At 60.4% G+C, this 18,938-nt stretch carries 16 protein-coding genes and 1 tRNA gene; 6 read left to right on the forward strand and 11 right to left on the reverse strand.

Annotated elements, in window-relative coordinates:
* Nucleotides 1-29: 29 nt before the first annotated feature.
* The 4 genes from RT582_RS04515 to RT582_RS04530 all read left to right on the forward strand — a co-directional run bounded on the left by RT582_RS04515 (nucleotide 30) and on the right by RT582_RS04530 (nucleotide 4,756).
* The gene (locus RT582_RS04515) at nucleotides 30-2,159 is read left to right on the forward strand and encodes a TonB-dependent siderophore receptor (RefSeq protein ID WP_313476711.1); all 2,130 of its coding nucleotides are present in this window, start codon (nucleotides 30-32) and stop codon (nucleotides 2,157-2,159) included.
* Nucleotides 2,160-2,500: 341 nt separating this feature from the next.
* Nucleotides 2,501-2,707, forward strand: coding sequence for a hypothetical protein (locus RT582_RS04520; RefSeq protein ID WP_313476713.1), 207 nt, complete (start codon nucleotides 2,501-2,503; stop codon nucleotides 2,705-2,707).
* A 55-nt stretch (nucleotides 2,708-2,762) separates the two neighbouring features.
* Nucleotides 2,763-3,850 (forward strand): IS3 family transposase gene (locus RT582_RS04525; RefSeq protein WP_085988588.1). Its coding sequence is split into 2 segments (ribosomal slippage): nucleotides 2,763-3,015 and nucleotides 3,015-3,850, totalling 1,089 coding nucleotides; the frame shifts between segments, so codons are not numbered across the junction.
* A 12-nt stretch (nucleotides 3,851-3,862) separates the two neighbouring features.
* The gene (locus tag RT582_RS04530; RefSeq protein ID WP_313476716.1) at nucleotides 3,863-4,756 is read left to right on the forward strand and encodes a tyrosine-type recombinase/integrase; all 894 of its coding nucleotides are present in this window, start codon (nucleotides 3,863-3,865) and stop codon (nucleotides 4,754-4,756) included.
* Between the two features lie 88 nt (nucleotides 4,757-4,844).
* Here the strand turns inward: RT582_RS04530 and RT582_RS04535 are convergent, their stop codons facing one another.
* From RT582_RS04535 to RT582_RS04575, 9 genes are all read right to left on the reverse strand, one after another.
* On the reverse strand, nucleotides 4,845-5,357 hold the full coding sequence (locus RT582_RS04535) for a hypothetical protein (protein WP_313476717.1): 513 nt from the start codon (nucleotides 5,355-5,357) through the stop codon (nucleotides 4,845-4,847).
* Nucleotides 5,358-5,448: 91 nt separating this feature from the next.
* A complete protein-coding gene (locus RT582_RS04540; RefSeq protein ID WP_313476720.1) occupies nucleotides 5,449-5,892 on the reverse strand; it encodes a hypothetical protein in 444 nt (147 codons plus the stop codon).
* Between the two features lie 597 nt (nucleotides 5,893-6,489).
* Nucleotides 6,490-8,736, reverse strand: coding sequence for a VapE domain-containing protein (locus RT582_RS04545; protein WP_313476722.1), 2,247 nt, complete (start codon nucleotides 8,734-8,736; stop codon nucleotides 6,490-6,492).
* Nucleotides 8,733-9,035 (reverse strand): helix-turn-helix transcriptional regulator, encoded by a 303-nt coding sequence (locus tag RT582_RS04550; protein WP_313476724.1) that lies wholly within the window; start codon nucleotides 9,033-9,035, stop codon nucleotides 8,733-8,735. Before RT582_RS04550 ends, RT582_RS04545 begins: the two co-directional genes overlap by 4 nt.
* 385 nt (nucleotides 9,036-9,420) lie before the next feature.
* Nucleotides 9,421-9,496: transfer RNA gene (locus RT582_RS04555), tRNA-Thr, on the reverse strand.
* Nucleotides 9,497-9,735: 239 nt separating this feature from the next.
* Complete coding sequence (locus RT582_RS04560) at nucleotides 9,736-10,494, reverse strand: DUF3618 domain-containing protein (RefSeq protein ID WP_313476727.1); 759 nt, start codon at nucleotides 10,492-10,494, stop codon at nucleotides 9,736-9,738.
* Complete coding sequence (locus RT582_RS04565; protein WP_014819822.1) at nucleotides 10,491-10,916, reverse strand: phage holin family protein; 426 nt, start codon at nucleotides 10,914-10,916, stop codon at nucleotides 10,491-10,493. Before RT582_RS04565 ends, RT582_RS04560 begins: the two co-directional genes overlap by 4 nt.
* Nucleotides 10,913-11,695, reverse strand: a complete 783-nt coding sequence (locus tag RT582_RS04570) for a hypothetical protein (protein ID WP_313476874.1) — start codon at nucleotides 11,693-11,695, stop codon at nucleotides 10,913-10,915. The genes RT582_RS04565 and RT582_RS04570 overlap by 4 nt, the downstream gene beginning before the upstream one ends.
* A gap of 444 nt (nucleotides 11,696-12,139) precedes the next feature.
* Nucleotides 12,140-14,224 (reverse strand): glycoside hydrolase family 5 protein, encoded by a 2,085-nt coding sequence (locus RT582_RS04575; protein ID WP_313476729.1) that lies wholly within the window; start codon nucleotides 14,222-14,224, stop codon nucleotides 12,140-12,142.
* A 533-nt stretch (nucleotides 14,225-14,757) separates the two neighbouring features.
* On the opposite strand from RT582_RS04575, the gene RT582_RS04580 reads away from it, so the two are divergent.
* Both RT582_RS04580 and RT582_RS04585 read left to right on the forward strand, forming a co-directional pair.
* Nucleotides 14,758-14,970 (forward strand): DUF2945 domain-containing protein, encoded by a 213-nt coding sequence (locus tag RT582_RS04580; RefSeq protein WP_003301215.1) that lies wholly within the window; start codon nucleotides 14,758-14,760, stop codon nucleotides 14,968-14,970.
* A 2-nt stretch (nucleotides 14,971-14,972) separates the two neighbouring features.
* On the forward strand, nucleotides 14,973-15,554 hold the full coding sequence (locus RT582_RS04585; RefSeq protein WP_230355555.1) for a DUF488 domain-containing protein: 582 nt from the start codon (nucleotides 14,973-14,975) through the stop codon (nucleotides 15,552-15,554).
* A gap of 42 nt (nucleotides 15,555-15,596) precedes the next feature.
* On the opposite strand, the gene RT582_RS04590 is transcribed toward RT582_RS04585, so the two are convergent.
* Nucleotides 15,597-16,433 (reverse strand): CvfB family protein, encoded by an 837-nt coding sequence (locus RT582_RS04590; protein ID WP_179484541.1) that lies wholly within the window; start codon nucleotides 16,431-16,433, stop codon nucleotides 15,597-15,599.
* 41 nt (nucleotides 16,434-16,474) lie between these two features.
* Entirely contained in the window at nucleotides 16,475-18,805 is a 2,331-nt protein-coding gene (locus RT582_RS04595; protein ID WP_313476732.1) for a glucose/quinate/shikimate family membrane-bound PQQ-dependent dehydrogenase, read from the reverse strand.
* Nucleotides 18,806-18,938: the final 133 nt, after the last annotated feature.

Genomic DNA, 18,938 nt, shown 5'->3' on the forward strand with positions numbered 1-18,938 from the left:
CCTCGCTCCCTTCCCTCAAGGATCATTCGATGCGGCGCCTTCTCCTCCCGATGCTCGCGATTCCCGCCCTCACTTGCCCTGCCGTGGTTTCAGCCAACGACGAACCGCCTGCTGAACCGCTGGCACTGGAGGAGATGCAGGTCACCGCATCGGCCGAGCGCGCCGACGGGCCTGTGCAGGGCTACCGGGCAACCCGCTCGGCCAGCGCCACCCGCACCGACACCGCGATCCACGAAACCCCGCAGTCGATCAGCGTGGTCCCAGCGCAGGTCGTCGAAGACATCGGCGCAACGCGCCTGGAAGATGCGCTCGACTACGCCGGCGGCGTGGAGCGCGGCAACAACTTCGGCGGCCAGGGCCTGACCGAATTCCTGGTGCGCGGCTTCAGCACCCGGGAGTTCTACCGCAACGGCTTCGCGGTGAACCGTGGCTACCCCAACATGCCCGACGCCAACACGCTGGAACGCATCGAAGTGCTACGCGGCCCGGCCTCGATGCTGTACGGTCGCGGCGATCCGGGTGGCACCTTCAACATCGTCAGCAAGCAGCCGCAGGCGGAGCGGCGCACGGTACTCGGCAGTCAGGTGAACACCGACGGCCTGCGCCGCGGCACACTGGACACCACCGGCGCACTGGACGAGAGCGCCGCGTTTACCTATCGCCTCAACCTGGTCGCCGAAGGCAGCGACAGCTTCCGCGATCACGTCGAAAGTGAGCGCTACAACATCGCGCCAGTGCTGCGCTGGCAGCTCAGCGACGACACCGCGCTGATCCTCGAAGGCGACTATCTGCACAACCGCCACCCCATGGACCGTGGTCTTACCCGCTACCCCAACCAGGCCGGCGACCTGTCGCGCGATCGCTTCCTCGGGGAGGAAAGTGCCGGCAAGCTGACCAACCAGAACGCCACCACGCAACTGCGCCTGGAGCACCAGCTGGATAGCCAGTGGATGCTGCGCGGCGGCATCCAGTACCTCGACGGTAGCCTGGACGGCGGCGCGGTGGAGAACAATGGCCTGGCCGCCGATGGCCGCACGGTCGGACGCAACTACAGCGAGCGCTGGCTGAACTGGAACGACCTGGCTGTGCAGGCCAATCTGAAAGGTCGCTTCGATGCCGCGGGTCTGGCCCACACACTGCTGCTCGGTGTGGAATTCGACGACTTCAACTACGACTCCCAGATCGATCGCTCGGGTGGTGCGACCAGCGACTTCCCGATCGACCTCTATGATCCGGTCTACGGCCAGCCGCTGCCGGCGCTGACCCGCACCACGACCTACGATGACGAAAACCTGAAGTCCTACGCGTTCTTCCTGCAGGACCAGATCGCCCTCACCGAGCGCCTGACAGCGCAGGTCGGCGCGCGTCTGGAACGCTTCGAACAGCGCTATGAAAACAAGCTCACCCCCGCCGGCAGCTGGGACCAGGCGCACAACGCAGTTTCCCCGCGTTTCGGGCTGATCTACGACCTGACCGAGGAGTTGGCCGTCTACGCCAACACCTCGCGCTCGTTCAAGCCCAACCGCGGCGCCGACCGCAGCAGCCAGGCGTTCGACCCGGAAAAAGGCATCGCCCACGAAGTCGGCATCAAGTACGAGCTGCCGGAGCACGACCTCAGCGTCACCGCGGCGCTGTTCCACATCACCAAGGAAAACGTGCTGACCAGCGATCCGCTCGACAGCAATTACCAGGTTGCTGCCGGCGAAGCGCGCAGCCGCGGCTTCGACATCAGCGTGGCCGGCAACATCACCCCGCAATGGCGCGTGATCGGCGGCTACGCCTACGTCGATGCCGAAGTCACCGAAAGCTCGAGCGCATCGATGCCGACCGGCACGCGCCTGGCCAACGTGCCGCGCCACAGCTTCAATTTGCTGGATACCTACGAAATCGCCGAAGGTCCGCTGGCCGGGCTCGGCGTTGGCATGGGCGTCAAGTACGTCGGCGACCGCAAGGGCGGCGCCACCAGCACCGCGTTCGACATGGACGCCTACACCACGGTCGACCTGCTCGCCTACTACCCGCTGACCGAACGGGTTCGCCTGAACCTGAACCTCAACAACCTGTTCGACGAAGAGTACGAAGAGCGCGCCTGGGGCAACATCTGGGCCTACCCGGGCGCCCCCCGCACGCTCCAGGCCGGCATAGCGATCACGCTGTAACGAATAAGGGCGCAGCCTGTATGGCTGCGCCCCGCACTTCCCTGCAACACCACCGGCCGGGCATTTCGGGGACACCGGCCCAAAAACAAAAGGGCTAGCCGAAGCTAACCCTTTGATTTCATTGGTGCCGGAGACAGGAGTCGAACCTGCGACCTTCGCATTACGAATCGGCGCGCGTCACTTTTGTGAAGATTTGGTTCGAAGCAAAAATTAGAACGGAAAATCGCTTACAGCATTGAAAATGCTCGACTTAATAAGGTTTCGAGCTTGTTTTGCCTGGCCTGAACACAGGTTTCATGGGGCAAAAAAGCGTGTTTATGCTTTGTTCGGAGCACCTATTAATGAAAGCCAAAATCACCCAAGCCCTGGTCGAACGTGTTTCGGCGGTAACTGATAAGACCACCCTGTATGCGGACCCAGAACTGCGCGGTTTCTACCTTATCGTCTCTAAAAGCAAGAAAGGCTTCTATGTCCAAAGCCTCGTCAACGGGAAGCAGGTTAGGGTCAAGCTGGGCGACCATCCATCTCTGACGGCAAATCCACCCTGAAATCAGTACTCGTCAGAAGTAGAATTTTCTCCTAATCGGATCAAGGAAATTTTGCGTGAAGACATCGCGTTTTTCGGACAGCCAGATCATCGCTATCCTCAAGCAGGCCGAAGCCGGCAGCCCAGTCCCTGAGCTTTGCCGCGAGCATGGCATCAGTTCGGCAACCTTCTACAAGTGGCGCGCCAAGTTCGGTGGCATGGACGCTTCATTGATGGCCCGGCTACGCGAACTGGAGGATGAGAACCGTCGCCTCAAGAAGATGTACGCCGAAGAGCGCCTGAAGGCCGAGATCATCCAGGAAGCGATGGCAAAAAAGTGGTGAAGCCATCTCGGCGGCGAGAGATGGCGCAGCGTGCAGTTCGCTCTGGTCGAGCTAGCATCAAGCTGGCATGCCAGGCCTTCGGGGTTAGCGTCACCTGCTATCGCTACCAGCCACGGTTGTCCTCGGAAAATGCCGAGATCGCCGACCACCTGATCCGGCTTACGCACAACCAGCGCAACTGGGGTTTCGGCCTGTGCTTCCTGTATTTGCGCAACGTGAAAGGCCACCGCTGGAATCACAAGCGGGTGTACCGGATTTATCGCGAGCTGGAGCTGAACCTGCGAATCAAGCCGCGCAAACGCATCGTGCGTGAGAAGCCCGAGTCTCTGGCTGTGCCGGAGGCGATCAATCACTGTTGGTCGATGGACTTCATGCATGACCAACTGGCAGACGGTCGCAGCTTCCGCCTGTTTAACCTGATCGACGACTTCAACCGCGAAGCCCTGGCCATGGATATAGACCTATCACTGCCAGCAGAGCGGGTGGTGCGTGCGCTGGATCAGGTGATCGAATGGCGTGGCAAACCCCGGTCGATTCGCAGTGACAACGGCCCGGAATACATCAGCAGCAAGCTTGTGCTGTGGGCAGAGAAGCATGGCATCCGCCTAGAACATATCCAGCCCGGCAATCCCCAGCAGAATGCCTACGTCGAACGCTACAACCGCACGGTACGTTATGACTGGCTGGGGCATTACCTGTTCGAGTCCATCGCTGAGGTGCAAGAACACGCCACACGATGGATCTGGACATACAATCATGAGCGACCAAATATGGCCCTGGGAGGCATCACCCCCAAACAGAAGTTGGCCCTCGCGGCCTGACCTCTACTTCTGGTGAGTACTAAAAATGGGTGGATTACCCTCTCCCCTCGCACTGCCTCGGATTACAGATACAACTGCGAGCAATACCTCTCCGACTGGTTGGATAGGCCACTGGCCGATATTGGCAGCAACAGGGCCGCTGTCAGGGAGCGGCACAAGCGGATCACCAAAGAGAATGGCGCCCCATCGGCAGACAATGTTTTCCGCATCTTCCGCGCCCTCTATAACCGAGGCCTTCGCGAGCATCCCGACCTTCCGGCCAATCCTTGCTTGAACGTGGACTACCACGGGCTGAGGCGTCGCAAGGTGGATGCCAACGCGGAACAGCTTAAAGAGTGGGGCAAAGCCGTCCTGGAGCTGAACCCAGTGAGGCGAGACCTTCATCTGTTCATGCTGCTGAGCGGCATGCGTCGGACCTCAGCCTGCGAAGCTCGCCTTGAGCACCTGTCCGATGGATGCCTGCATGTGCCCAACCCTAAAGGGGGCACAAATCGAGCATTCGACCTGCCCCTGTCCGGCCCATTAAAGGACCTGCTCGGCCATCGGGCTACCGAAGCGCCTCGCATTGATCGCAAGACAAAGTGGCTCTTCCCTTCGGACTCGAAGTCGGGGCACGTCACCGAGGTTGCGCAACACGAGCTGAATGGACTGACAGGTCATGCCCTGCGGCATGTGTTCTCCACCTTGGCTGTTGAGTCAGGCGTGCCCTTGCTGGAACTGAAATACCTGCTCAACCATGCGGCGAGCAACGTGACGATGGGTTACATCCATGTAGGGCCTGAACACCTACGGCCTTATCAGGAGAAGGCCTCTAGGCACATTCTCGAACGCCTCGGGCTGCAATGGACGCCCGGTGTATGGCCACCAGTGCTCAAAGAGGCGGCAGCTGAACAGAAGGCTGCCTAACCAGAAATTAGGCGCCAACGCTCTCTAAGCTGCTGAAACAACAAGGCCTCCGGGGTGGAGGCCTTTTGTTTTTCCACGGCAGAAACATTCACTCGGCGGGTGGCGTGACCGTCACACCTGCCAGCCACTCCGCCGAATCCTCTTCGTTCAAGTCAGCGGAGAAGTGCTTCTTCCTGGCGGGCACGTCGATGCCAGCCTTTCGCATTTTGCTGGCATACCATGCAACCGACTTAGGTGATGCCGAAGCGCCGTCCACCTGGACGTTTACCATTGCTGCGATCAGCTGATAGGGATAGCCGGCTTCATCCATGATGAGTGCTCGGGCGAGGTCACCCACGCCTTTGCCGCGCTTCGGCTTTGTCTCTGTCGTAGCCTCTGGCGCTTCGGTGCGCTCGGTCTGTTGCTCTGCATCCCTGACGGCTACCTCAGGCTCGCTACGCTGCCTGAAAGAGCCCAGGTCGATGCTTTTCGCCTCGGCCGTCTTGGTTATTCGCTCGATCAGCTTCGCTTTGGACGCGAATGTCTTCGGTCCCGCCTTCGTGTCGGCCAGCTCGTTGTGGATATCCAGCAGCTCGGACATGCTCATGCTTTCAAGGTCCATGACGATCCTCCTTATATACGAGCCTCCATCATGCTGCGAAAGCCTGGAGACAGGAGCCCCAGCGCTTTGTATAGTATCGAAATAGTGGCAATCAGCTTTCCGAACACCTCATCTTCAGGAGCGCATCGGCGCTGAGGCCTGTGTCATCTACCTTCACGCGGAGTCGGTCGGCTAGCTGGTCGCCATAGCGGAACTTGAGCATCACTTCCAGGAGGCGATCACTATGTTTCCGCATAGTCAGCGGGCGCTCTTCACCGGTAGTTGCATCGCGAGTCATGGAAACTTGGCCTTGGTAAATAACAGGCTCTTCCACCCCGATGCAGGCGCGTCGATAGGCTTCGTCCAACAGGGCGTCCATCGCGACATCAATTGCCTGTTCCCAACGGCGGCGAAACTCTAGGTCGTTCTTCCTGTACTCGAATGCCAGAGTACGAGAGATGCCACACGCGGCTGCCGCCTGTTTAGGCGATGCGGTGTCTTCAAGTATCTGAATAAACAGGTCCTGAACTTCAGGAGTGAACTTCTTAATGGTCATGGCACGACCTCAGTTAACTGGTTTTAAAAGTTATCGTGCCGTGTTTATACGCGCGGGCATGCCCTTATATATCGATGGGAAACAACAGCTTAGATTGAGGGGCGCGCAGATCATTGATTAGGCGGCCGACTCTACGCGCGTGAGGGCAAGGCCTGGCACGGGAGAGAGGACATTATTTATAGCGCTTCGGTGAGGAGGCTTATTGAGCAGGAGGGAGAATTGCACAAACACCCATAGAGTAACCGACTCCCCACTATGGTCGGCCACGGGTGGTTTGTTCTAGGAGGTGAGACTAACTGATGCTACTGATGCTGCCCTCGTTATCGCTCCGCATCGTCCGAAAGCCTTGCGGTATAAGGATCGTTGCTGTGTTGCTGCTGCTGCAGCGCCTCACTATATATCCTGGTGATACACTGAATATAAATACCAAATTCCGGCCACGGCATTTCTGAGTCGATATTTATGTTTGCTCTTTACTAGCTTATATATAAATAGTAATAACAATAGCAACAGAGCAACAAGGCTAGTGCCGCAAGGCTTTCGGGCGTTGCTCTCAATTTCGAGGGGTAGCAGCGAGAGCAACGCCCGTGGCCGTAATTACTTCCTCTGGTAGCCCCGGCCCTGTTTATTGTCCACGCGGATATTCGGTTTGTGCTTCCAACCCAAGGTCTTCTCCATAACGACTCGCAGCCTCTGCGAATGCGCAGGCGTTTGATCCGAGGTGCGAATACCCAAAACGTCGGTGAGCAAAGAGGATGAATGCACCCGTTGTAGCGGCTCCGCCTCTACAGTCGTTTGCTGAACGTCATCCCACCTCTCGCCGCCGTCCAGGAAGTGACGGAGCGTATCGGCCCAAGGGTCTTCGGTGAGGCGCTGCTCCTGTTCAGTCTCGGCTACTTCCCAAAGCTCCTGTGGCAAGAACAGAGATTCGCCTTGCTCTTCCCTAACTGCTGCCTCAGCCCAAAGCTGATCGCGATCAGCTTGCAGCGCTGCCAAGTCAATCGCTCCGACCTCTACAGGCCAGAAGCGACGATTCCCTGTCTGGTCTTTCAGGTAGCTTCCCTGATTGGTGGTGCCGATGAAAATGCACTGCCGACGCAGTTCCTCGTGGAGCCGGCCATAAGGGCGACGAACGTAGTCGACGCTGCTGGATACGAACGCCTTGAGCGACTCCACTCCTGACCTAGAAAGCACCGACATTTCGCCCAGCTCGATGAGCCAATGGCCCTGAAGCGATAGCGCTGCGTCCTTCGATTCGGTGTTTCCGATGGGAGAATCAGAAAACCATTCCACATGAGGAGAGAGCATCTTTACAAAGGTGCTCTTTCCACACCCTTGGGAGCCTTCAAGCACCACCACGTTATCGAACTTGCAGCCGGGAGCCCTTACCCGCTTCACCGCAGCAATCATCATCTTCGCTGCGATAGCTCGCACATAGCCGTTATCCGCGGCGCCGGCATACTTGACCAGCAGTGAGTCCAGGCGAGGCACACCATCCCATGTAAGGCCCGTGAGGTAGTCGCGCACTGGGTGCCTTGAGTTCTCGCGACCGACCGTCATTACAGCTTCAAGCACGTCATCCTTCGTCCAGTTGGCCCCTGTTTTCTCTACAAGGAACTGCCGAATGCAACGCACCACATCATCGTTGAGCCTGCGACCGACGTCGACATCCCACGGCAACTGCGGAGCGACAAGATGGAACCCGCCCCCGAACTCGTCGAATACAAGCCCCAGCTGCTTATCGATATGACGAACCAGCTTGAGACAGTTTGGGAAGTTGCTAACAATCCTTCCGTTTTTCAGCCGCTCCAGCCGCGGCAGTTTTTCGTCCTCCTCGACGGCGACCACATCGAACTCGTCCTCTGGCTTCGGACATGCGACGGCGCCTCCGGCATCTTGGACTACCTTATGCAAATATTTGATGGTCACGGGGCGGCCGCGCTGCCCGCTAGTGGGATTTGCGTGCAATGAATCCCACCGCCGACCAATCAGGTAGGCGTGGTCTTCATACCCTGCGGCCTGTGTGGACCAGTCGATAAACTCCTGACGACCTTCGCCAGCCGTTGCGTGGTGACAGGCCATCATTAACATCAGCCATTTTTCCTGCTCATCAAATGCGTGTGGGTCAAGTTGGTCCAGCGTCTCGGCGAGCATCTCGGGTGTCAATTCGCCATAACCTGCAGCCTCTCCGTGTGCCCTGACAGGCCGCTTCGCCAAAGAAAGTAGCGATTCCGGCATTTGAGGCGCTTCGATGGGCGGGGGCGTAAGGTCGTCCCACTCATAGCGCTTGCCGCACGGATGGATTGAGCCAGGAGCCACCACTTGACGGCCGAGACTCTTAAATTCGATCCCCGGATAGTTCTCCAGGCTGTCCATGAGCGAAAGGTCTTCAGGCTTGCGGAAGTAATAATGGTGGCCGCCTGAGCCCGTGATGACGTGCGGCGCAGTAGACAGGTCGACACCTGTGTCAGCCACCAACTTCGCGAGGCTATCAACGCCGTCTTCGAAGTTCCGTGGGTCCACATCAAGGACGACCCAACTTGCAGGCAGTCGCACGCCTACGTTCAAGCCGGCTTCCTTTGCGCGCTCCAGCACTGCACGGTTTTCGTAATCTTTCACCTGCCAGGCGCCGTCCACAGGCGACTTACCCCGAGGGCGCCCCCTTGCGTCCTTGGCATCCCAGCGATGAAGGGGAATCAAAGTCAGCCCAGCGCGGATCAGACAATCGACATCAAACAGTGGTGTCGTTCGAGGAAGTGCGGCGGCATCATTGCTTCCGTAAGTCCCCTTTGATGTGCTCTCCTGCAGCCCGCCTTGCCCGCGGGCTTCTTTTTGCATGCTCATTGGCCACCCCCTTTCCGCTTGGCACGGCCAGCTTGCATCGCCATTGCAGTGCGCTGAAGGCTATCGCTCATACGTTGGCGCTTCGCATATTCGCGGAGGTCGCCCATTCGATAACGGACGCTTTTCCCGCCGATGCGGCCGTATTCAGGGCCACCCCCCTGGCAGCGATACCAAGCGAGGGTGCCGTAAGCGACTCGCAGAAAGGCGGCAGCCTCCGTAGCGGTCACAAGGGCTTCATCATGGAGAGTGTGGAGCTCGGCCAGCGCCTCGGAGGTGAGTTTCTTCGGTTCGTATGTCATATCTGCGGCTCTCGGATTCCCAACATGACGGAACTATCATGGGGGACATCCGCAGCCGTATCGCCGCAGATCGGACCCTAACCCCCGTTGTCATCCAGGGAGGGACTCGGCTCAATGTAGGCCGCCAAAAGCCTTATCGACGATTGCCGTCGACGAGCCAAATATCTCACTAAATGATCTAGGTGAAAACCAACACTTTTCCGGCCGTCCAGGCGCTCGTCTGTCGTGTCGAAACAGCTCTGATGGCTCAGCGTCAGGCGAAGCTGCTCCGCAAGCGCCACACGCGACCTGAGGAGACCGAAGGCCGCAATGTCGGCCACCGCCGTGGCTGTCGAGGCTGAAAGCAAAAAGGCCACCCTTTTCAGGTGGCCTTTTATCGACAACATGGTGCCGCTTGCCCGACTCGAACGGGCCACCCCATCATTACGAATGATGTGCTCTACCAGATGAGCTAAAGCGGCATCGGCTGTCGGTGTTGTTCAATTCGTGTTTGGGACGCTCCCTTGTTTCGAATCGAATCGGCTGCAAGCCTAGTGTCGCAAGGCTTACAGCCGATTTATCGAGACAAAGTGCACCGATTACGAATGCGCTGCTCTACCTACTGAGCTACACCGGCGCCAGGCCGCGGATTATCGGGGGTTCTGCGGTTGGACTCAAGTCCGCGCGCATCGCCCTCGATGCTGCAATCCGCATCGGGCGATCAGTGCGGCCGCGACGCAGGCTGGCCGTGGTCACGCTCCAGGTCGTGCTTGACCTGGCCGGCCAATTGCTCGCCTTCGGCGCTGGCAATCGCATAGCCCTCGCGGGCCTTGTCCTTGATCTTGCCGGTCAGCTCGTCGCTCTTCTGGCCCATCAGTTCGTCTTCACGACGGGTCGGTGGAACCGAGGCCGCCAGCAGCGCGCCGAGGGCGATGCCCATGGCGCCCAATGCGAGCGGTTGCTCGTTGAGCAGCTGAGTGAACCCGCCGCGCGCACGGTCTGCGGTGTGCCGCAGGCTTTCCGCGGCGTGCCGGCTGGAGTCACCGACGCGATGACGGGCATTGCCCAGTGAGCTGGAGGCGCTATGGCTCATCTGCGCCGCCTTGTCCTTGATGCCGGTGCCCTGCTGCTTTAGACCAGAGGCCTTGGCGGCGAGCTTGTCGGTCATCGACGGACCGGTCGAAGCGCTGTCGCTATAGTCCGGGCGGCGATTCTGCCCGGCCATAAGCCACACCAGGCCGACGGAGGTGAGCAACGTCGGTACCGGATTGGCCTTAACGGTATCGGTGAGGTTATGCAGGAACTCGCCACCCCCGCCTTTGGCGTAGCCGAGCGCGGTATCGATCATCTGCCCCGGGGAGAGCTTGCTTTCCAGCGCGTGGACGATGTTGCCGATCTCGGAGCGCTGCTGGTCGATCTCGCGCTCCAGCGTATCGGGGTCCTTTTGTGCTTCTACGTCTACCTGGTTATGCGTGCTCATGCGTGCCCCCTTACGACTTCTTTATCCTTCTGCAGCGAATGGATGGTGCGGTCGGGTTTGAACGAAGAGGCTTCGAACTTCTTCTTGCCGGCCGAGACCATGATCATGCCGATGACCACCACGACCACGCCGACGATCAACGCGGCGAGCCAGGGTTCCATCATGGTGCTGAGGAAGTAGACCGCCGACATCAGCAGGATGATGAAGCCAGCCAGGAGCACCGCACCGCCGGTTGCGACGCTGGCAGCGCCTGCCTTGGTGGCACGCAGCGATTCGTTCAGCTCGGCCTTGGCCAGCGCCAGTTCCTTGGTGAACAGCGACGGCACTTCGCGGGTCAGCTGCCGTAGCAAACCGCCGACCGAGTTATCGTGCTCGGGGTTGCCGGGTTCGTAAGGCGTATTGAGGTTGCGTTGTTCGTTCATCGATTAAGCCCTCCGTTCGTGCCTTTGCCAGTGCTGCCAACACCGTTGCTGCCCACGCCATTGGTGCTACCCGTGTTCGGCGCCATGCCGGCATTGCTTACGCTGCCGACGGTACTGCCCGGTGCGCCACTGGAAATACGCGAGTCCAGTTCGGACTGGCTCGGCAGCGTCTCGGCGGTCACGTCTGCCGGCACCCCGAGCGGCGAAGTCGGATGCGGGCGACTGGCGTCGGAATGGCCGTAATCGGTCGTCGGTTCACGCGTTGCGGATTCAGCGCGATGGCTGGAAGCGCGGGCGAAACGAGTCAGGCCGAAGCCAAGTGCAACGCTGCCGGCGATAAACAGGCCGGGATTGTTGCGAGCCAGACGGTTCACCTCGCCCACCAGCTCATCGACGCTCTTGCCGCGCAAATTGTCGGCCAAGTCGACCATGCTCTGCGCCATGTCGGAGACGTAATGGGAAAGGCCAGTGCGATCCTGGTTTTCAAGTTCTGCCGCTGCTGCCTTGGCGCTCTGAGCAACCTTTTCCAGCTCATCGGCGGCCGTACCGCGGTAGCTGTCCAGCTGAGCCTTGCCTTGGTTCTTCACCTGCTCGCCGGCTTCGCGCGCCTTTGCCTTGAGTTCCTCGGCGCTCGGAGCGGAAGCGGAGCTGCTTGCCTGCGTGGTGCCAGCCTGGCCGGTCTGGCCGGTGGGCTGAGCGGGAGCGCTCGTTGACTGCGCGTTGGCGTCGGTTCTGGCTGGGCCGCCGTAACCTGTGATCTCTTCATCGGGTGTCGTCATTTTGTCCACCTTTATAGGGTCATAGGGTTTGGCCGGATGACCACGGTCCGTGAAGCACAGCAGTGCGGGGTTCCGCGGCTGTGCGATTTCAGTACGCACATAAATGGTGACCGGACCCAAATTTTCGAGTTCCGTGTTTCTGGCCAAGCGGTACGGGGCTTCGAGAACCGAGGTCAGCTATGCCGCACTGCAGGAAGGGAGGACGTGAAACAGCGAGATCTGGTGGCGATCTGCCCGCGATTGGCGCGCAGCCGGCATGCAGCTTGGCTTGGGGGAATGCGAAGGTCGAACAAGCGGAACGGCGGGAACGACAGCGATGGTGACCATCGGGTCAGCTCGTTGGCGATCACCCCGTCACAGCGAGCCGACGAGCTGTAATCAGCCAATACAGTATAGGAACGCAAAAACGGGCCCTTGGGGCCCGTTCTTGTTTGGATGGTGTCGTTACAGCGGACCGATGCTGGTGCAGCTGTTTGCGGCTTTGGCGTGCTTCTGCAGAACCGGCAGCTGCGGACGGTACTTGCCACTGCTCACGTCCAGCGACATGGCGTACTCACCCCACCAGGGACCGGCAGCCCAGTAGGTGCTCGGGATGCAGTTCTGACGCAGGTAAGCCAGCAGGTTGTCGGTAGCGACGATGGCCGAGGGCGAGAAGTCCGGTACGCCATGCTCACCGATGTAGCCGCGCAGCTTGTTCTGCTTGAGCCAGTCGACGAAGGGCTTGACGCGATTGACACCAATCATCGGGTCGAACTTCTCGGCCTTGTCGAAGTAGTTGCCCGAGAAATCCTTGTCCACGTACATGTGCGCTTCATAAACCAGGTTGTTCTTCGGATCACGCATCCACGGGTTGGTGACCAGCTGGGTGTTGTAGTGCGGCCAGTGGAAGGCGCTCGACCAGCGATCGCCCGCTACGTAGATCCAGCGCTTGGAGTCGACGGTGCGGATTGCCTGAGCAGCAGCCAGGGCAGCTTGCGGCCAGAGCCCGTTGGTGGAGTGCGGCTCGTTCATCAGGCCGTAGCCCTCGACGGCAGGATGGTTGACCACCTGCTGCACGATCTGCTTCCACACCGCAGCGAAGGAACTGATGGGCACTTCTTTGGAGCCGATCAGCTTGCCGTAGTAACGGTAGTAGTTGTGCAGGTCGAGAATCACCTTGACGTTGTGCTTCTGCGCGAAGTCCAGCGACTGCTTCAGGCGGGCGAACTCCTCAGCGTTCAGCGGAGAGTTCAGTTTGGGCTGGATACGCTCCCAGAGGAACGGCAGGCGAACCAGCGGCATGCCCAGGTCGGAGTACTTCTTGTAGTAAGACTCGGCCGGGTAGGTGTAGTTGGTGCCATGCTTGCCCGGAACAACCGACGGGCCGAAGCCTGCGCCGGACAGGTTGACGCCGACCAGCAGCGGCTTGCCGTTGGTGGTGTCAGGTGCGGTAGGCGCAGGCGCCGGAGCCGGTGCTGCTTCCACTGGCGGAGTAGTCAGAGCCGGAGACGACGGAGAGCTGGTCGATGTGCTTACTACCGAGATGGTCTTCGGATAACCCAGCGTGGTGCCATTGATCACAGCGCCATCGAGAAAGACGCTCATGTTGCTGCCAACCAGCTGAGTGCGCAGCACCTTGCGGGTCTGGCCGTCAGCGAGCTTCACCACAGCGCCAGTCTTGAACGCTGCCACGTTGGCGCTGCTTGCCTGAATAGAGAAGGCGGCAGCAGTACGGAACATACCGTTCAGCCAATGAGTATTGGTGTAGTTGTTCAGGTTACTGGTCGCAATGACTGAGTTAGTCGGAGCAGTAGGCGCCGGAGCCGGGCTGGTAGTAGAGGTTGTCGCCAGCGATAACTTGTTGGGTGCGCCGACCACACTCCCGTTAACTGCCGCACCCTCGAGATAGACGCTCATATTTGCGCCGACAACTTGCACCTGGGTAACTTTGCGGACCTGGCCATCTGCCAGTTTTGCCGACGCACCAACTTTGAAAGCGGCCTTGTTGGCAGCACTTGCTAGAATGGAGAAGCCCGGCGACTTGCGCCATACACCATTGAGCCAATCGGTATTGGTGAATGCATTGATGCTGGTCGAGTGTGCAGCGACGGTAGTCGGTGAAGTGACCGGGGCGGTGGAAGTTATCGGCGCCGTAACGGCCGTACTACCGATGGTGACCACCTGCGGTGCGCCAACCTTGTTGCCGTCCAGCTTTGCACCTTCCAGGAAGATGCTCATGTTGCTGCCGACGATCTGCGCGCGGCTGATCTTGCGTACCTGACCGTCTGCCAGTCGTACCGAAACGCCGGCCACGAACGCGGTGCGGTTTGCCGAGGTGGCCGGGATCGAGAAGCCGGCGCCGGTGCGCCAGACACCGTTCAGCCAATCGGTGTTGGTGAACGCGTTGATCTTGGCGGAAACCGATACAGCGGCAACTGTGGATGCAGCGGCATAAGGCGTGGTGACAACAGTGACACCACCCAGAAGAACAGCGGCGGCGATGGAAGCGACGAGTGCCTTGCGGGCACCGGAAAACAGGTTGGTGGACATTGAGTCTCTCCGGAACTTACTACTTCAAAGGCCGAGCCTTTAAAAAGTGACGGGAGGTCGATAAGTCGTGGGGCGTTGCTCTTGAGGAGGGCCGCGGTGTCACAACAAACGAACCGTTCAACAAGAAATTTCCCGCCGTCCACCCCCTGAACAAACCGGCAAATCGTCTTGCGTGGCGGCTTTATAATAGGTTCCAAAAATTAATGGAAATTTTTTTGCCAGTAATAGATCGCCAGAAAAACGCCATATAGAGCAAATAACATTAAGTTGCCATTACTCATATGGCGATAGCTGTCGAATTGATATTACGTTTAACCGCCCTAGTTGGTTGTCTGGCGCCAAAATAAGCGTCGGCTTTTTGAACTTCCGAGGTCTTAAGAGGGATTAACCGCTATCGAGCTTGCCGACGAACGGTATATAGCGGAGGAGCTGATAGCCGTCTGTTAGGGATGAGGAACCAGCGGCCGGAAGTAACCGATCTTCGTCGGCATATGGCTGTCGGATGCCTTACCGAACGACGAAACGGAGGCACCATGAGCCATAAGTACAAAGTGGGCGATCACGTCAGCTGGAACTCGGAAGCGGGACGGGTCAGCGGTCACATCACCCGCGTGCACACAGCGGACACCGAATTCATGGGCCGCACACGGCGCGCCAGCCCGGATGCCCCGCAATACGAGATCAAGAGCGACAAGACCGATCATGTGGCGATGCATAAAGAGTCGGCACTCAGGAAGCTGAGCTGAGCATGGCTCAGCCAGCCACGGTGTGGACCATCGGCCACTCGACGCGCTCCCTGGAGCAGCTGATCGAGATACTGCGCCACCATCAGATCGAGGCCATCGCCGACGTCCGCCGCTTTCCCGGCTCACGGCGATTGCCGCAGTTCGGCGAGGCAGCGCTGCGCGAAGGTCTGGAAGCGCACGGGCTGCACTATCAATGGATCGAAGAGCTGGGCGGCAGACGGCGACCTCTGAAGGATTCGCCAAAGCTGGCCTGGCGCAACAGCTCCTTTCGCGGCTATGCCGATCATTTGCGCAGCGATGAATTCAACCGCGGTCTGCAGCGCCTACTGGAAATGGCGGCCCAGCGACGCACGGCAATGATGTGCGCCGAGGTGCTCTGGTGGCGCTGCCATCGTTCGCTGGTTTCGGACGTGTTGAAAATACGCGGCATCGAAGTCCTGCATATCCAGGACGAGAAGCCGCCGGCCGCCCACCCGTTCACCGCCCCTGCCCGCCTGGTCGACGGGCAGCTGAGCTATGCGGAGGGCAAAGGCGAGTCGCTGAGAAAGGAAGTCGGCAGCGGGCAGATCAATCTGGATCTGTAGCGGCCACCGGGTGGTCATTGTGACCACCCCTATGGGGTTGGCTCAGACGCGTTCGATGCGATCCGGGTGGATGACGATGCGGCCCTGCTTGTAAAGACCACCGATGGCCTTCTTGAAGTTGCCCTTGCTGACGCCGAAGCGACGTGCAATTTCCTCGGCCGGGCTCTTGTCGCTGACATCCAGCGAGCCCTGGTTTTCTTCCAGCTTCTGCAGGATCAACGCCTGCAGCGCATCGGTCGCTTCGCTGCCCACCGGCTGCAGGCTCAGGCTGATCTTGCCGTCGGGCCGCAGCTCCTTGATGTAGCCGCGCTCGCGCATGCCACCACGGAGAAACTTGAACGCCTCGTTCTTGTGAATCAGGCCCCAGTGCTGGCCGTTGATGATCGCCTTGAAACCGAGATCGGTGGCTTCGACGATCAGAAGGTCCACCGCTTCTCCTACCTTGTAGTTCGCCGGGGTCTTGTCCAGATAGCGGTCCAGGCGCGCCGTGGCGGTAATGCGCCGGGTGCGCTTGTCGATGTAGACGTAGACTACGCAGTAATCACCCACCTGCAGCGGCCGCTTCTCTTCCGAGTGCGGCAAGAGCAGATCCTTGGGTAGTCCCCAGTCGAGAAACAATCCGACCCGGTTGATCTCGGCCACCTTCAGACTGGCGAATTCACCGACCTGCACCTTGGGCTTTTCGGTGGTGGCGATCAGCTTGTCCTCGCTGTCGAGGTAGATGAAGACGTTCAGCCAGTCATCCACCTCGGTCGGCATGTCCTTGGGGATGTAGCGGTTGGGCAGCAGGATTTCGCCGTCAGGGCCGCCGTCCAGATAGAGGCCGAAACCGGTGTGCTTGACGATCTGCAGGCTGTTGTAACGTCCGATTGCGGCCATGTGGGCGGTCCCGAATATAAAGGCGGCGATTCTAGCGCCTGTCAGCGTGGCAATGCATAGGCGATCACCGAATCACCGGCTTTGGTGCCCAGCGAACCATGCCCGCCGGCAACCACCACGACCATCTGCCGACCCGAGCGGCTCTCGTAGGTCATCGGCGTGGCCTGGCCACCGGCCGGCAGACGCGCTTTCCATATCTCGCGGCCGGTGCTGACATCGTAGGCGCGCAGGTAGTAGTCAAGCGTCCCGCTCAGGAACGCGACGCCACCGGCGGTGAGCATCGGCCCGCCAAGGCTCGGCACGCCCATCTTGAACGGCAGCGGAATCGGCGAGCGGTCGCGCACCGTGCCGTTCTTGCGCAGCCAATGCGTCTTGCCGGTACGCAGATCGGCGCCGGCCACGTAGCCCCAAGGCGGCGCGGTGCATGGCAGGCCGATGGGCGAGACGAAAGCCTTCAGCTCAACGGCGAAGGGCGAGCCGAAGTTCTCGTTGAGGAACGGCTCCTCCTCGGACACGTAGGTCGTCTCGGCATCCTCCCGGGGAATCAGCTTCGCGGTGAAGGCCAGATAGGCCGGCGTGCTGAACACCATCTGCCGCACCGGGTCCACCGCTACGCCGCCCCAGTTGAACACCCCGAAATTGCCCGGATGGACCAGGGTGCCCTGGGTCGATGGCGGTGTGTACCGCCCTTCGTAGCGCAGCGAGTGGAACTGGATGTGGCACATCATCTGGTCGATCAGCGTGGCACCCCACAGGTCCTTGCCCTGCAGCTTCGGCGGCTCGTAGGTCAGTGCCGACGCAGGCTGCGTCCTGGCGACCCAGTCACCCTCGGCCGCGCCCTGCGGTGCAGGCACCTCGCGCACCGGCAGGACCGGCTCGCCCGTGCGACGGTCGAGTACATAGATGTCGCCCTGCTTGGTCGGCGCCACCAGCGCGGGCACCGGGCCGTTCTCGGTCTGAATGTCGATCAGGCTGGGCTGTGCCGGCACGTCCATATCCCAGAGGTCATGGCGCACCGTCTGGAAGACCCAGCGCAGCTGGCCGCTATCCAGATCGAGGGCGACGATTGAGGAGGAAAAACGCTCACTGTTCTCGCTGCGCTTACCGCCCCACTGATCCGGCACCTGATTGCCCAGCGGCACGTAGATCAGCCCCAGCGCCTCGTCCGCGCTGGAAATGCTCCAGCTGTTCGGGCTGCTCGCGCTGTAGGTCTGCCCGGCGGCGATCGGTGCCGTTTCATCCGGATTGCCCGGGTCCCAGTTCCATTTCAGCTCGCCGGTATAGACGTCATAGGCACGGATGACGCCGGACGGCTCGTTGGCGCGAACGTTGTCATTCACCGCTCCGCCGACGATCACCCGATCACGCGCGACCACCGGCGGCGACGTGGAATAGTAGAAGCCTTCCTTCACGTGGGGCATGTTCGCCCAGAGATCCACCGCGCCGTTGTCGCCGAAGCCGGGGCAAATCTCCCCGGTCTTCGCATCCAGCGCGATCAGCCTGGCATCGGCGGTTGGCATGAACAGGCGCTGCCGACAGGCCTGGCCCTCGGTCGCCGGCGGCGCTGCATGGTAGGAAAGCCCGCGGCAGGTCAGGTGCTGGCGGTTGACCGAATGCGGCACCTCGGGATCGAAGCGCCAGCGCTCCTCGCCGGTTTCGGCATCCAGCGCGATGACCAGATTGTGCGGCGTGCACAGGTACAGGCTGTCATCGACCTTGAGCGGGGTGACTTCGTAGGTGGTTTCATCCGGATCGTCCGGACCGCGCAGATCCCCGGTCTGGTAATGCCACACCGGCTCCAGTCGCTCGACGTTGTGCGGCGTGATCTGTGCCAGCGGCGAGTAGCGCTGGCCCTGCTGGCTGCGTCCGTAGGCGTGCCAGTCGCCGGTCGGCACGGCTTGGTCCATGGCCGGCGCTTCGGCCAAAGGCGGCGGCAGCATGCCCTTGATGTCGTGACTGTCGTGCCCAACGGCGTACACCGCTGCCGCGCCCCAGAGCACGACCGCCAGCATCAGCGGCAGCGCGGCGCCGCCCCAGGCGCGAAAACCGAAGTGCTGCCAGCCCAGCCGCTGCGCGATCCAGGGCGTCAGCAGCCACAACCCGAGCGGCGCGATGATGCTGCCGCGCGGCGCCAGCTGCCACCAGTCCAGTCCCACTTCGTACAGCGCCCAACCGAGCGCCCCGAGCATCAGCAGCGCGTAAACCCACAGCGCCGCGCGGCGGCGCATCAGCAGCAGGGCCCCGGTCAGCAGAAACCCTGCCGCGACGATGGCGAAATACCAGGTACCGCCAAGGCTGACGACCTTCGCTCCCCCTGCACCGAGCGCGAGCCCGACGATGATGCAGAACACTCCGCTGATGACCACAGCCACGGCCTGTCTCCCTCGATCTTGTTATTCAAATCACCACACTGCGACGGCCAGCAGGGCTGGCCATCATGAGAGTGGGACAGGCGACGAGCGGGAATGCTCCGTGCACAGGGGCGATTGGCGCGACGTGACTTGG

It is taken from the genome of Stutzerimonas kunmingensis, assembly GCF_032106285.1.
Lineage (GTDB): Bacteria > Pseudomonadota > Gammaproteobacteria > Pseudomonadales > Pseudomonadaceae > Stutzerimonas > Stutzerimonas kunmingensis_B.

What these genes read in the sequence shown, in the direction of transcription:
- RT582_RS04515 (WP_313476711.1), top strand. Translation starts at nt 30, where the DNA reads ATGCGGCGCCTTCTCCTCCCGATGCTCGCGATTCCCGCCCTCACTTGC.
- RT582_RS04520 (WP_313476713.1), top strand. Translation starts at nt 2,501, where the DNA reads ATGAAAGCCAAAATCACCCAAGCCCTGGTCGAACGTGTTTCGGCGGTA.
- RT582_RS04535 (WP_313476717.1), bottom strand. Translation starts at nt 5,357, where the DNA reads ATGGACCTTGAAAGCATGAGCATGTCCGAGCTGCTGGATATCCACAAC.
- RT582_RS04540 (WP_313476720.1), bottom strand. Translation starts at nt 5,892, where the DNA reads ATGACCATTAAGAAGTTCACTCCTGAAGTTCAGGACCTGTTTATTCAG.
- RT582_RS04545 (WP_313476722.1), bottom strand. Translation starts at nt 8,736, where the DNA reads ATGAGCATGCAAAAAGAAGCCCGCGGGCAAGGCGGGCTGCAGGAGAGC.
- RT582_RS04550 (WP_313476724.1), bottom strand. Translation starts at nt 9,035, where the DNA reads ATGACATACGAACCGAAGAAACTCACCTCCGAGGCGCTGGCCGAGCTC.
- RT582_RS04560 (WP_313476727.1), bottom strand. Translation starts at nt 10,494, where the DNA reads ATGAGCACGCATAACCAGGTAGACGTAGAAGCACAAAAGGACCCCGAT.
- RT582_RS04565 (WP_014819822.1), bottom strand. Translation starts at nt 10,916, where the DNA reads ATGAACGAACAACGCAACCTCAATACGCCTTACGAACCCGGCAACCCC.
- RT582_RS04570 (WP_313476874.1), bottom strand. Translation starts at nt 11,695, where the DNA reads ATGACGACACCCGATGAAGAGATCACAGGTTACGGCGGCCCAGCCAGA.
- RT582_RS04575 (WP_313476729.1), bottom strand. Translation starts at nt 14,224, where the DNA reads ATGTCCACCAACCTGTTTTCCGGTGCCCGCAAGGCACTCGTCGCTTCC.
- RT582_RS04580 (WP_003301215.1), top strand. Translation starts at nt 14,758, where the DNA reads ATGAGCCATAAGTACAAAGTGGGCGATCACGTCAGCTGGAACTCGGAA.
- RT582_RS04585 (WP_230355555.1), top strand. Translation starts at nt 14,973, where the DNA reads ATGGCTCAGCCAGCCACGGTGTGGACCATCGGCCACTCGACGCGCTCC.
- RT582_RS04590 (WP_179484541.1), bottom strand. Translation starts at nt 16,433, where the DNA reads ATGGCCGCAATCGGACGTTACAACAGCCTGCAGATCGTCAAGCACACC.